This is a genomic window from Trichodesmium erythraeum IMS101 (assembly GCF_000014265.1).
In the GTDB taxonomy this organism is placed as follows: Bacteria; Cyanobacteriota; Cyanobacteriia; order Cyanobacteriales; family Microcoleaceae; genus Trichodesmium; species Trichodesmium erythraeum.
Genome location: NC_008312.1, coordinates 3537896 through 3552325, shown reverse-complemented (window position 1 = coordinate 3552325; position 14430 = coordinate 3537896). Strand labels below are relative to the sequence as shown.

The following is a 14430-nucleotide window of genomic DNA, read 5'->3' as shown; positions in this document are numbered from 1 at the left end:
AGAGTTTAGTCATAAAGAAGCTGTAAAACTTTTTTGGGGAGAAAACTGATTGTATTGACAATGTTTTATAGCCATTGAGTTCTATAGTAATTAACCAAATTTCGACCCCTCAAATTTGGTTCATCTTAGACAAAGAATAGGTGCTGAAGCCCATACATCAAATTAATTTATATATGATTATCAAAACGAAGGATGAAAAAAAAGAAAAATGAAGATAAAAAAAACAACAAAATTATAATAAATAAAGCACATAAAAAAAATCAATGAAATAAATTAATCATATATGCAACCTGCGCTAATGATAATATTATCTATATTGCATAATTAAATCTATTAAAATATGGTAAGAAAATTAATAGAAAAAATAACGCGTCTTCTTCTTTTTTAAAGATGTTTTTTATCTAATTTTATATTTGATTTGCATAAAAACCTGATCTTGAGTATTGTTTAATTATTGAAAATTGTAGTTAAATTAATTATAATAATTAGAAAAAAGGAGAAGTCTATTCTAAGAATAATTCAGGTGCTTTAATATTTGTTCAGTAAACTCTCATTTATTCAGTAAAGTCAGATTTTACTTCTAGATTGATTGGTTTTTCAAGACTATTGGAGTTAGGTATCTAAAATGTCCTAATAGTAGGGGTGAGTTCTAGTTTAAATTAAAGAGTTTAACAATTCTTAGAAATAAATTAGCTGGAAAATCTCACCCATAAAATTAGCTGTGTGGTTACACTATACTTCCTATAGAAAAAATAATGTGGGTCTTGAAGCAACTTTTTGAGAAATAAATTTTGAGTATTCATAAAAATAGATTTAATTTCTGTATTATGAATAGACATTAAGATTTATCATAACATATTAAGGTTGCATATTGACCAAAAGTAGTGTATATCTAAGAACCGCATATAATTAAATTAATTTAATTTGAATTTAGATGAAAGCTTGTTTGTAGGCTAAATCAACCGGAAAGTAATGAGACGTTAATGTATTCATTGCTTGCTGCTCAGGATAAAGCATATATGAATGAAAAGCACAAAACTATAGGCCAAGGCCGGATACTATCACAGATGAAGCCAAGAGACGAAACTCAATGGCAATTGTCTGAACCTCGGAAAAACCGGCAAGAAAGGCTGCAGGAAATTAGAGCAAATGGTAGTCAGATCAAGACTTACAAATCTCCTGCAAAATACTCCAATCAACAAAAAAAATCAGTTTCCCAAATCAAAAAAACTGAGTCAAAAAAAGGGAAATCTACAAACAATCTAGGGTCTATCTATGGGCCTTTATTGATACTACTACTGGTGATAGTTCCGACTGGAGCTAGCATAACAGCTATCTCAGCTTTATTGAAGTTACCCTATAATGAAGATTGTGAGTCAACTTACTGGCGTACTGCATCTGCTAGTAAACGTCTTTATTGTGCCCAGTTGTTAGCGACTTCTCCAACTCTTGATAGTTTGCTTAAAGCAATTGATTTAGTAGATGTTTTATCCAATGAGCATCCAATGCGTCCACAAGTAGATAGTTATATTGAAATGTGGTCAAAAAAAATATTGTCCTTGGGAGATTTAGCTTTTCAAGATGGAAAATTAGAAGAAGCTATTACCATTGCTGAAAGAGTCCCCCAGAAAGTGCCAGCTTACTCACTGGTAGAACAACAGATTCAAGAGTGGCAAAAAACTTGGAATCAAGCGGAAGGAAATTACCAGCAGACTCAAGAATATTTGCGTGAAGAAGAATGGCATCAAGCTTCAATAGAAGCTTCTCGTTTATTATCAGTGCCAAATGTTCACTGGGGAACAAAAAAATATCAGAAATTAATTAATGATATTAAAAAAACTCGTAAAGAGGGTGCTAAATTAGAAGAAGTACGAGAACTTGGAGAAGCAGGTGGACTAAATAATCTGACTAATGGGATTAAACAAGCTCAAGAAATTGAAGAAAATAGCTATCTCTATCAGAAAGCTAAAAAGTTAATAGTAAATTTGGGAAAAAAAGTAATAGATATAGCTTTAGTCAAATTAAACGCAGGAAATTGGCAAGAGGCACTTGAAGATGTCAATAAGGTTCCCAAAAATGATGCCTTACTGGAATTAGTAGAAGATATAGAAGTTTTAGCTCGTGCCCATTCCCCAGCTAATTTATCTACAATAGCAGGATATAAAGATGCTATTGCTCAAGTAAAAAGACTTAAGGCTGAACGACCTTTTTACAGCAAAGCTCAAGAGTTAATTAGTCTTTGGGAACAAGAAATAGCAGATGTGACTATTATTGAAGAAGGAAAAAAACTAGCCTTACCTAGAGGAATTAGTGATTTTAAAGCAGCGATCGCTAAAGTTCAGACTATTTCTCCCTATAACCCTCGTGGAAAAGAAGCAACTACTTTGATAAAAGCTTGGAGTAAAGAACTACAGAGACAAGAGGATCAGCCTTTTTTGGAGAAAGCCAAAAAATTAGCAAGCTTTGGTGATATGAGTTCTCTACAAGCAGCAATTTCTGAAGCCAGTCAAATTGGTAGAGGTAGAACTCTATATCAGGAAGCTCAAAGTCAAATTAATAGGTGGACAGAACAAGTTGAACGTTTTCAAGACCAACCAATTATTGCTCAAGCAGAACTTCTAGCGTCTTCAGGTAAGATAGAACAGGCAATTACCAAAGCTCAAGAAATCAAATCAGGTAGAATCCTCTATAATCAAGCCAGAGCTAAAATTCAACAGTGGCAAGCTCAACAAGATACCAAAATTAAATTAGAAAGTGCTCGTCAAGTAGCGCAAACAGCAACAACAGATGCTTATGTTACAGCAATTGGTTTAGCACAACAAGTACCAACTTCTAGTTCTAGGCAATTAGAAGCTTCTCAATTGATTAATCAATGGAGTCAACAAATATTGTTAATTGCTATGGAGGTTGTGAAGCAAGATGTGCCACGAGCCATCTCAATTGCTAGGAAAATTCCGACGAGTACTCTAGCTTATAATTCAGCTCAGAGTCAAATTAGTATTTGGCAAAGTTGGCTTAACCTTTCTGAGCCTGTAGAAGATCGGACTCTACCTTCAGACCCATATCAGGAGTCGAGGGCAGAAAAATCAAGGATTTTAACGGATGAGAGAGATAAACCTTTGGTATCTACACCAAAATTTACTGACAATAACTAAAGTTCAGGATGGTAATGATTGGCCATTATGTGCTAAATGAGGATATATCTTATAAAATGGACAAAAAAAGAAGATATGCTAAAAGTGCTAATTACTAATAAAACTAAAGCTTAACTGTTTGATAATTAAAAAAATGTCAATAGATTGATATATAATTCCATTATTAAGTATTTTTACTAAAACAAAAACTCAAATTGATAGAAATGGAGGTTGTCAGAAAAACTAGGCCCAAGAAAGAGATAAATCACAGCTATATTAGCCAATTATTCCAGAAAGTAAGTACAGTAAACTATAAGCTAAGTTAAGATTAATAAAGTATTTTTCTTTACCCTGTTGAAGCTATTTTGTGATGAGGAGATAACTAACATGCCAAAGCTTGAAATAATTCCTACTATGGATTCTCAAAGTGAAACTAAACTAGAAAAAGTGAAGTCTCAAAGTGAAGGAGATCAAATAAACTTTGAAACTGAAACTTACAAAGATGCCTATAGCCGAATCAATGCAATAGTAATTGAAGGAGAGCAAGAAGCTTATAAAAATTATATTAAACTTGCCGAAATGCTTCCAGATGAAAAGGATGAGCTGATTAAGCTATCAAAAATGGAAAATCGTCACAAAAAAGGCTTTGAAGCTTGCGGTCGGAATCTTCATGTGACACCTGATATGGAGTTTGCCAAAAAGTTCTTTGAGCCACTTCATGAAAATTTCCAAACAGCAGCAGCTACAGGGAATGTGGTAACTTGTTTGTTAATTCAATCTCTAATTATTGAATGCTTCGCGATCGCAGCATACAATATTTATATACCTGTGGCTGACCCCTTTGCTCGTAAAATTACTGAAAGTGTGGTCAAAGATGAATATAGTCACCTCAACTTTGGTGAAGTATGGCTAAAAGAATATTTTGAAGACTCTAAACAAGAGCTACAAAAAGCAAATCGCCAAAACTTGCCTCTAGTATGGAAAATGCTAAACCAGGTAGAGAAAGATGCTAAGACTTTGGAGATGGAAAAAGAAGCATTAATTGAGGATTTTATGATTGCTTATGGTGAAGCTCTAAACAATATTGGTTTTACTACTGGAGAAATTATGCGGATGTCAGCTTATGGTCTGATTGCTGCATAGTTAATTTTAATTAATAATGTGGAAATTAGAATGGGATTAATAGTTTTGGTTCCAAAGCTACTAATTATGCTAAAGTTCGAGAAATTAATTAGTTAAGGGTGCTTGTATATGAGGCCAGTAAGTGGCCTTATGCCTGATAAGTTACCGCTCATCTAGTTAAGCAATGTGTTTACCTCTGCTGAATTGATAAACAAGGGAAGATAACTAGTAAAAGCCTTTATAAGGTTTTCTCGTAGACATTGGGAGAGACGTTGTAACTAGATAAACTTTTACTGTGAATTGTCAAAAAATATTAGCAAAATAGTATCATAATGACTAATGGTATAGAATTTAATAAAAAAATTTTTCATAGTAAAAATGATACTTGCTAATTTCCAATTTTATTGAGATACACAAATTCCACTCTAATTTCCACATACCATCAACAATAACTTACTAATAATCAAAACTTACAATTTTAATGTTTGGTCTAATTGGTCATCTAACTAACTTAGAACACGCCCAATCTGTAGCAAGAGATTTAGGATATCCAGAATATGCAGATCAAGGTCTTGACTTCTGGTGTAGTGCTCCTCCTCAAATAGTCGATACAATCAAAGTAACAAGTATTACGGGTCAGAAAATTGAAGGCAAGTATGTAGAATCTTGTTTTCTCCCAGAAATGCTAGCCTCTAGCAGAATTAAAGCAGCTACTCGTAAGATAATGAATGCTATGGCCCATGCTCAGAAGCATGGTATTGATATAACTGCTTTGGGTGGGTTTTCATCAATTGTTTTTGAGAATTTTAATTTGCAGAAGTTTAAGCAAATTCGGAACATTACATTGGAATTTAAACGTTTTACTACTGGCAATACTCACACTGCTTATATTGTCTGTCAGCAAGTGGAACAAGGGGCACAAAAGTTAGGAATTGATTTATCAAAAGCAACAGTGGCAGTATGTGGAGCAACTGGTGATATTGGTAGCGCAGTATGTCGCTGGTTGAATACTAAGACAGAAGTAGAAGAGTTGTTGTTGATAGCTCGTAAACAAGAGAGGCTTAATGCTCTGCAAAAGGAATTAAAGCGAGGCAAAATATTAGAATTAAATTCAGCTTTACCTATGGCTGATATTATAGTTTGGGTAGCTAGTATACCGGAAGCTTTAGAAATTAACCCGAATGTTTTAAAGAAACCCTGTTTATTGATTGATGGGGGTTATCCTAAAAACATGGCTACTAAGGTTCAGCAAGAAGGAATCTATGTTCTCAATGGTGGAATTGTAGAACATTCTCTTGATATTGACTGGAAAATTATGAAAATTGTCAATATGGAAGTACCAGGTCGTCAGTTATTTGCTTGTTTTGCAGAGTCAATGCTACTGGAATTTGAAAAGCTATATACTAATTTTTCTTGGGGACGGAATTTAATTACTGTAGAAAAAATGGAATTGATTGGAAAGTTATCTGTTAAGCATGGATTTAAACCTTTAATGCTTTGAAAAATATAGAAAAAATCTGGAAGTGAGGAGTGGCAGATTTGTTCTAAAAAATTAGAACAATTTTTAAGTTAGAGTTTATGACTGTTAAAGATTAAGCAGTTACAGCTACAGTTAAGGATGCTTTCACAACCAAAACAGATATTTTATCCAACTACTACTGTTGCATCTCAAATAAATTTTTCATTTTTTATTAGTATTAATTATTGAATAACGTACAATGTTGATACATTTCTTGGTATAAGACTAAACAGTCTTCTAGAAGAGGAAGAAGTTTATCTGGAAATTCCACTTCTTTCTCTTTATAGGGCATAAATCCTTGAGAATTACTCACCTGTGAATACCAGAATTTTGCATAAGGCAATAGGTCTCCGGTGTAGAGTAGATTTGAATTTTTTAAGTTCAATTCCCAACTTAACATTTTTGGAAAAAATGTCACCCCTAGGTGATTGTCACACAATACCTTTAGACCAGATGCAGGATTTTTAATTAAATCAGTAGAGTCAATAACAAGAGGTGGTTCTCCTAATATTTCTTCAACTTCTTTAAATAGTTTGTAAAGATAGTGAATTCCTACATCGTGCTGATTGACTTTTCTCTCTTTCCCGAAAATTTTATGTAATATTTTTTGATAAGAAAGAATTACTTCTTTAGGATTTCTAATCAAAAAAAAGTTATGCAATTTTGGCAACCATTCTAAATCCAAATTCTGGTAAAGCGTGCTTTGACATCTGCTTCTGAAAAGAAAAGGATTTATCCTTCGGCAGTTTTCCTGTTATCTTTTTAATCACATTTTGATAGTTGGTATCAAACAGTTCTAAAACTGCTTTTCTCTCAGGTTCGCCAAAATCGTTTTTTAAAGCGTATGGTGGGTAAAAAGGCTCATCAATCAGCCAGCACTCATCTAACTGTTCAAAGGTTCTAGCAATCAGAGTAGAACGGCTTCTCGGAGCTGTCCACATAGCAATATGTTTGCTCTGTACCATATTCTTCTTAGTTTTCTTTTTGAAAAGACTTTTGCTTTCAAACCGAGATTTCAATCTCCAGACACTTGAAAACAAAAGTAATAGGCTTTGATTTTCTCAAGAGGTAGATATTCATCTTCTCTTTTAGCAATCATTTTCCACTTTTTAGCTTGTGTTAGTTCTTCTTCTACGGCTTGAAAGCGACTATTTATATCTTCATAAAAGTGCTTCCGAATACTATAAACAATATAGCCTCCCTTCTTTGTAATCCTAACCAGCTCGTGGAGAGATTCGGCAGGAGCGTGTGCTGGAGTAAAAGTCCCTACGCAAATAATAGCATCAAAACAATCAGAAGCCAAACCAGAATCAGGTAAATAACCTTGGATAAACTCTGAATAAATATTTCGCTTTTTGGCGATATTTAACATTCCTTCAGAGGGATCAAAAGCAGTAAGTTCTACATTTTTGTAACCCAGTTTAGTCAGTTGTTCTCCTTGTTCCCCTGTACCTGCTCCCATGTCTAATATTTTCATCAACTCTTGGTAGGGAACAGTTTCTGCAAATAGTTCTGCTGTCACTACAACAGGAATATTTTCTCCATTACCACACAATTCATGTTTCACATGTTCATCAAATTCTTCAGCATATTGATTATAGTGATCTATAAGGTTTTCAGGATCTATATCTTTAGTTTTAAATTTATTGCCCCAATTAGTCATAGTAGATATTCCTCTGTGTTAGTAGGATATACACAAAACAGAACTAAAAAATAGGTTTAAATTCTATCTCTGCTTTAATTGTTTGGTCAAATATTGTTTAGGACTTGATATGCCAAAGGCTTGATTGCTGCATAGTTTCGACCTACTATGAAATCGGGACGGGGATTTTCCACAGAAACCGGAATATTTTCAAGGCTATTATAGGTGATAATAGCCATTTTTCTTGAAATTGGAGAGATATTATTTGTCGAACCATGAACAATATTGGGATGAAAAAATAGCACAGAACCCGCCACACCTTTGGGAGCTTCTATTCCATATTTTTCGACGAGGTTACTCACGATTTTTTCAGAGGTTGTGTATTTGAGGTTTGCCTGAAAATTCAAAGTCCATTCATCATTTTCTATAGATGCCCAATCTCTTTCAATCTGATTTAGAGAGCTAATTATTCCTTCTTTATGGGAGCCAGGGATTAGACAAAGTGGCCCATTAAATTGGTTGACTTCTTCTAGAAAGATAGCAACATTTACTGCTCTTGGTTCTGGCATTCCGTCTTCCTTTATGCCAAAAAATAAAATCTTGATGCCAAGGCCAAACTTTCTCTGTGAAGGCAGCTTTGAAGTTAATTTTTAATTGATGGACGTAGACCTGACTTCCCAGAATTTGCATTGCAGGTTCAACAAGTTTAGGGTGTTGAGAAATCTTTTCTAATACACCCATTTTGCTTGGAACTTCATGAATTGCTCGTAATGTCTTGCCATCTTCTTCCAAAACTGTCCCTGGGATTTCTTTCCAAGAGGTACTTGATAATTTAGCGGCGATCGCTGCAACCTATTTTTGAGACAGAAGACTTTCTAGAAGCAAAAAGCTTTTTTCTTCATAAGTTTTTTCTTGCTCTTGTTGGATATACATCATACATAAATCTACCATCAAGTTTTGAACTTAACATTAATTACCCACACAAGAAACAAAATTATCAGGACTTATATCATGTCCAGTTGAATAGTTACACTTTGGAGAAAGGAGGGTACTTATGCAGAAGGCAGAAGGCAGAAGGGAAGAAAAGGTTGGAAGGGATAAAGTTTTTTGATCACTGATTATCCGGACATGATATTATGCAGTGGTCAGGTTATAATTAGGACTTACGCCAAGGTACTATATATAGAGTCTAAAAACTATAACGTTATAGTTTTGAACGCTATATAAGCAGTCTCTGCGTAAGTCTTAATAATGTGAAATTTCTTGGTTTGAACAAAAATAGTCAGGGTAATAAACCTGATTATACAGCATATTTTGGACAAATGATGTACAAGTTTCAATTAAGAAGGAACTAATTTGTACCGACGTTGTATGCAACGTCTCTACTTATATAGTTATTCTTTGATTAAGTCAATGCTCCTTAACCCCTAAGCAGGAAAATCATAGCTAAATTGACCAAGGCCTTTATTTCTGCGTCAAAAATCTTGGTGAGTAAATGGTTTAGCATTTTCACCAGAATAAGTGGCAGCAATATGACCATCACCAACAATTTGATATTTATAAGTGACTAATCCTTCTAAACCTACTGGACCTCTTGGTGGCATTTTCTGTGTACTAATTCCGACTTCAGCGCCAAAACCATAACGGAAACCGTCAGAAAATCTAGTTGAGCAGTTATGGAATACCCCAGCAGAACCTATTTGTGCGAGGAATATCTCCGCAGCTTTTCCATCCTCAGTTATGATAGCATCTGTGTGTCCGGAACCATAATTATTGATATGAGCGATCGCTGAGTCTAAACTATCTACTACTTTAACTGATAAAACTAGATCACTGTATTCTGTTGCCCAGTCTAGATCTGTCGCTTCCTTAACTGATGATAAAATTTGCTGAGTAGCTCTATCACCCCGTAACTCAACCTGACGTTTTTCTAGTTCTGGGAAAACTTCTGAGAGAAACTTGGCAGCAACATCAGTATGTACCAACAAAGTTTCGGCAGCATTACAAGCAGCAGGATATTGAGTTTTGGCATCAATAGTAATTTTTACTGCTTTTTGAATATCTGCAAATTTATCTACATAGACATGACAAATTCCTTCAGCATGACCTAAAACTGGAATTTGGGTATTTTCTTGAACAAATTTCACAAAGGAATTAGAACCTCTGGGAATAATTAAATCCACATATTCATCTAACTTCAATAACTCCAGAGTTTCTTCCCGGGTAGTTAATAACTGTACCCCATCAGGGTTAACAGAAGTTGTAGATAAACCTTGGCGAATTGCTGTCACTAACTCAAGACATGAATTAGTTGCTTCTTTACCCCCTTTAAGAATGACGCCATTTCCTGATTTAATTGCCAAAGCTGAAATTTGAATTACAGCATCTGGGCGGGCTTCAAACACGACACCAATAACACCCAGGGGACAAGTAATACGCTTGAGAATTAATCCTGCATCGAGTTCTCGATGTATTTGTACTACACCTATAGGATCCCTAAGAGTAGCAACGTTACGTAAACCTTCGATCGCACTGTTGAGTTTAGCCTCATCCATTTTCAATCTATTGTATAGGGGTTTGGCAATTCCATCAGTTTCAGCTATTCGACAGTCAAGTTGGTTTGCTGTAATAATTTTTGGTGTAGCTTTTTCTAATGCCTGGGCAACTGCTTCAATAGCTTGATTTTTGGCTTCTGTGGATAACACTGCTGATTTTTGTGCTGCTTGGCGGGTGGTTTTAGCTATTTCAATCAAAGAAACTTCTGTAACCATTTTACTTTCGGCAAAATTTTAATAATTATTTTCCTACTGTATCATTTTTTGCTAATTATTATTAATTATATTTTCAACTAGGCTTTTAGACCAAGTGTGATCAATGTTTATTAAATATAGTAGAGGTGTTAGATACAATGTCTCTACATCCGAAAGAAAAAGGAAGAAGGAGAAAATATTAAAACCAAAGGAGAAATGATAGATATAACTATCTCAAATTAATTAGATATGATCTTTTTCAGCTATTTTTATTAAAAGACACCTAGTGAAGTGCATTCTTTTTCAAACTTAGTATTACTAGTACTTTGAATTTTTTAAAATTATGAGGATACTAATTTATCCTTTAAAGACAATGAAACTAATAGCTGAATACTCAAATTAATATGAGGAATATTTTCTATTTTCCCGTCCTGCAGATGTAGTAATAAAATTATCAGGAAGTGATATAGCTGTTGCAAGTTTGGCCGCTATATCGTCCAAGAAACAAAATTTTATTTTTCAACAAATTATCAAGTAATATTTAGGACAATTATATCATAAGTTAATGATTTAATTAACTTCTTACTATATATATGACACTACCTTCTATTTTACCTTAAATTTTACCTAGCTACTTATCTCATTAACTAATTAGTAAAACACTAAGACTTCTGTCCGGATACTTCTACTTCCGGATAGAAATCAATCAGTAGACTAATTTTATCAAGACTTACATACCTAATAAGAAACCAGGTTTATTGCCCCGATCATTGTTTTTCGCACTTATGGAAAATTTGGTCGAGCCAGCCAGTTTTTTTTGTAAGTCCTATGTATATCTAATAGCTTATGCAAATTTTTAAACTTATTTTATTAAACCTCCTGCTTATCAAAAAAAATTTATTCTACAATTGCTATAAAATATCAAAAATTATAACTGTAATAGTGTTGAGTCTGTCAATCTTCATTCTTACCATTAACAAAAGTAACTTAGCATTAGTTAATAATTCAGAAAAAACACAAAATAGTAATATTGAAAATATCGCCCCTTTTAACTTATTAACACCTCGGAGCAACATAGTTTATAAACCTATCAAAATAGACGGTAGAGAAATATTAAAAGTCGCAGCAATAGCAGGGCAAGAAATTCAAGGAAATAGCAATACATCTCCTCTAAATATTCGAGTCAGACTGTATGAAAATAATCTTATACAAACGATTAAAAATTGCTTTGATGCAGATACTTTAAAATTAACTCTTGAAATCCTGGAAAACCAGACTTTAGTATTTGCTTCTGATGCAGAAGAACTAAAAAATCAAGAATTAATTGCTATTACAGATTTAGATGCTCAGATTCATGGCATATCTAGACAAGATTTAGCTAATCAGATTATTGGTTTTATGAGAGATGCTTTAATTAGGGCACAGAGAGAGCGACAACCAGACTATTTATTCAGGCAAACTTTAATTTCTACAGGAATAATATTAACTTTGATACTGTTGAGCTTTCTCATATCAACTTGGCAAAAATACTGCTTCGAGAAATATCAAAAACTCCAAAAGTTAATAGAAGGTTTAAAATTTTCTTATACACAAATAGATGAGTTGAGAAATCAGCAACAATTAACTTCAGTCAAACCAGAATTAAACATTGGACAAAAACAACAGTTAATCTGGGAACAAAAGCAATATAAAAATTCTTTTTTTAGAAGTTTATTGCAAGTAACTAAAATAATTCTATGGCTGTATAGTATTAGCTGGATTTTAGGAAATTTTCCTTATAGTCGTTGGCTACAAATTTTATTACTTTCTTACGCCACAGTATTAACTATAATCATCGGTACTTACTTAATAATTAAAATTAGTCCAGTTGTAATCAACTCGTTTACCATTAATAGTTTTCATATACTAGATATGGAATCTTATATTCAGAGAACAGTATCAAGAGCAATTACTTTTTCCCATACATTGCAAGGAATGGTAATTTTTATATTGGTTTTTATTTGTATACTTTTGATATTTTACCAATTAAATATTTCTATAATTATCATATTAGTTGGTTTAGGAATTATTAGTTTTGCAGTTTCTTTGGGTGGTGATAATTTAGTTAAAGACATAATAAGTGGAATTTTTATTTTGGGGGAAGATCAATATGCAATAGGGGACCTGATTGACTTAGATAATACTATTGGTTATGTAGAAGATATGAATTTTCGGGTGACACAATTGCGTAATACTGGAGGAAGTTTAACGACTATTCCTAATAGTAAAGTTACTATTATAAATAATTTTACTAAAGATTGGGCAAGTATTGATTTGAAAATAAAAGTTAATTTGGATACTAATTTAAGTCAAGCACTAAAGTTAATTAATAAAGTTAATAATGAGTTAATAAATGATGCAAATTGGAGAGATAAAATTATAGATTTTGCAAGTATTTTAGCCGTTAATAGTATTAATAAAATGGATGTAGAAATTACAATTAGAGTCAAAACAAAACCAAGAAAACAGTGGAATGTAGCTCGTGAGTTTTGCTACAGATTGAAAGAAAATTTTGAGAGAGAAAACATTCCTGTTAATGCTACAATAATTTCAAAATATAAGATTTAAATTGAAAAAATTATATTTTTATAAGTGGTAATTTGGGCGCATCTAAAAAAGAGCAGGAGTCTGGTAACCCCATATTTTGTGGTGAGTGGCCGCAAGAAGACTTAAGGGATTTATTAAATCTCGAGTATATAATCAAAGTATGGCTAAACCTTTTATAGCACAAGTAAATTAGCTTTCTCACAATTTAGGAATTACCGTTGTATTAGAGTATTTATACACAGATTCAAATAAGTTCTATAAATCCACTTGAGATATGCTTAGTAGGGATAGTTTGAAAGCAGAGAAGTTCTCATAAAGTCCATGGTTGGCTACTCAAATGAAGCTTAATCCTCATTATTATCGGCTATACACATATTATTGCTGTGGAGCAGACTTATATAGTTTGTAAGAGCGAGAGACATTCAAAGGTTTTAAGGAGTTACTGAAGTTTTGGCAAAAGGGTAAATGAAATTTTTCGTCTAAGTTAATCCTATCTCAGAAGTACTGAAATATCTTAAAAGTAATCTCCGTTGCTTTAGTGTGGGTATTAGTCTATGGTGACTACATCTGAAAATTGTTTGATATTCTCTCCGGCTGTTAGAAAATAAAGTAATAGCAGATGTATAAAAAACAACTAAAAAGTAGTCCTAGAACAGGGAGGCTTTAAGCCCAATTTTTCGGTAAAATAAACAGATGCTTAATTTATACCAGTCGAAGCTCAAGATTAGGACATTTATAAATGCTGAAATTTACTCAAAAATAACTTCTGAGTTCTGAGGTCTGAGTTCTGACTTGTGGGTAGCGCTATATACCCAATAATTGAGATGGTGGACCACTTGACAATTTTTCACCTAATTTTAATGACAAATGATACTTAATAAAAAAATATCACAATCACTGGTATTAAAAGGATTATTCTTGATATTGCCTCTAAGTATATTCAATTCTATTACATATCCTACCTTTGCTCAAATTAACCCTAACCAACCCCCAAGAAATCAAAATTCTTCAGGTCGTAGTCTTACTGTTCGCTCCGATATTCAAGAAGCTGATGCTAGAACAGGAGTTGTTACAGCTCGTGGTAACGTCCAAATTAACTACCCTGCCCGCAAAATTCAAGCAACAGCAGCTCAAGCTCAATATTTCAGCCGAGAGCGTAGAATTGTTCTTAGTGGAGATGTATTTATACTACAAGATGGCAATACAATTCGGGGAGAAACTGTCACCTATCTAATAGATGAAGGACGTTTTATTGCTTTACCCCAGTCACAAGGGCAAGTAGAGTCTGTATATGTAGTTCCTACTGGTCAAGGAGCAGATATAGAAGGTGCTGTTAGTGCACCATTTAATCCTAAGCCTGCCTTTAAAACTCCAATTAGTCCATAATCTAAATTATTCCCTATTCCAGGTTGCTTTCTGGGGCTGTTGCCTAAAACTTAAAGTCTTTTTATTTATAATACTTTGAATAAAGAATGCACCTGACCATAGTACGTCTAGAATCTCGATCAGAGATGCTAAAAAAAGCTGCTCCAATTCATTTGAGACAGCTATTTCTATCATTTTATCCCTCTTTTTCAATATTGACTTTTTCTTGTCTTAAGGTACTTACGTTGTATGTAATATCTCTACCTTATTTAATAAATCTTTATCACCCTTACTATTACTAATATGGTAATT

At 33.4% G+C, this 14430-nt stretch carries 11 protein-coding genes; 5 read left to right on the top strand and 6 right to left on the bottom strand.

Annotated elements, in window-relative coordinates; genetic code table 11:
* Positions 1–1019: 1019 nt before the first annotated feature.
* The 3 genes from TERY_RS10855 (at position 1020) to TERY_RS10845 (ending at position 5757) form a co-directional block, all read left to right on the top strand.
* The gene (locus TERY_RS10855; protein WP_196797276.1) at positions 1020–3155 is read left to right on the top strand and encodes a hypothetical protein; all 2136 of its coding nucleotides are present in this window, start codon (positions 1020–1022) and stop codon (positions 3153–3155) included.
* A 366-nt stretch (positions 3156–3521) separates the two neighbouring features.
* Positions 3522–4277: an aldehyde oxygenase (deformylating) gene (locus TERY_RS10850; RefSeq protein ID WP_011611874.1), complete on the top strand. Its 756-nt coding sequence runs from the start codon at positions 3522–3524 to the stop codon at positions 4275–4277.
* Positions 4278–4737: 460 nt separating this feature from the next.
* Positions 4738–5757, top strand: coding sequence for a long-chain acyl-[acyl-carrier-protein] reductase (locus TERY_RS10845; protein WP_011611873.1), 1020 nt, complete (start codon positions 4738–4740; stop codon positions 5755–5757).
* Between the two features lie 196 nt (positions 5758–5953).
* Here the strand turns inward: TERY_RS10845 and TERY_RS10840 are convergent, their stop codons facing one another.
* The 6 genes from TERY_RS10840 to TERY_RS10820 form a co-directional block, all read right to left on the bottom strand.
* Entirely contained in the window at positions 5954–6421 is a 468-nt protein-coding gene (locus TERY_RS10840; protein WP_155994393.1) for a hypothetical protein, read from the bottom strand.
* 7 nt (positions 6422–6428) lie between these two features.
* A complete protein-coding gene (locus TERY_RS10835) occupies positions 6429–6716 on the bottom strand; it encodes a hypothetical protein (RefSeq protein WP_196797274.1) in 288 nt (95 codons plus the stop codon).
* A gap of 74 nt (positions 6717–6790) precedes the next feature.
* Positions 6791–7438: a methyltransferase domain-containing protein gene (locus tag TERY_RS10830; RefSeq protein WP_011611872.1), complete on the bottom strand. Its 648-nt coding sequence runs from the start codon at positions 7436–7438 to the stop codon at positions 6791–6793.
* 86 nt (positions 7439–7524) lie between these two features.
* Positions 7525–7986 carry a phytanoyl-CoA dioxygenase family protein gene (locus tag TERY_RS10825; RefSeq protein WP_370497042.1) on the bottom strand — a complete coding sequence of 154 codons (462 nt, stop codon included), beginning with the start codon at positions 7984–7986 and terminating at the stop codon, positions 7525–7527.
* Complete coding sequence (locus TERY_RS36770) at positions 7928–8209, bottom strand: phytanoyl-CoA dioxygenase family protein (RefSeq protein ID WP_370497040.1); 282 nt, start codon at positions 8207–8209, stop codon at positions 7928–7930. Before TERY_RS36770 ends, TERY_RS10825 begins: the two co-directional genes overlap by 59 nt.
* A gap of 683 nt (positions 8210–8892) precedes the next feature.
* Entirely contained in the window at positions 8893–10188 is a 1296-nt protein-coding gene (locus tag TERY_RS10820; protein ID WP_011611871.1) for a glutamate-5-semialdehyde dehydrogenase, read from the bottom strand.
* A gap of 921 nt (positions 10189–11109) precedes the next feature.
* On the opposite strand from TERY_RS10820, the gene TERY_RS10815 reads away from it, so the two are divergent.
* Complete coding sequence (locus TERY_RS10815; RefSeq protein ID WP_196797273.1) at positions 11110–12774, top strand: mechanosensitive ion channel family protein; 1665 nt, start codon at positions 11110–11112, stop codon at positions 12772–12774.
* 846 nt (positions 12775–13620) lie between these two features.
* A complete protein-coding gene (locus TERY_RS10810) occupies positions 13621–14139 on the top strand; it encodes an LptA/OstA family protein (RefSeq protein WP_011611869.1) in 519 nt (172 codons plus the stop codon).
* Positions 14140–14430: the final 291 nt, after the last annotated feature.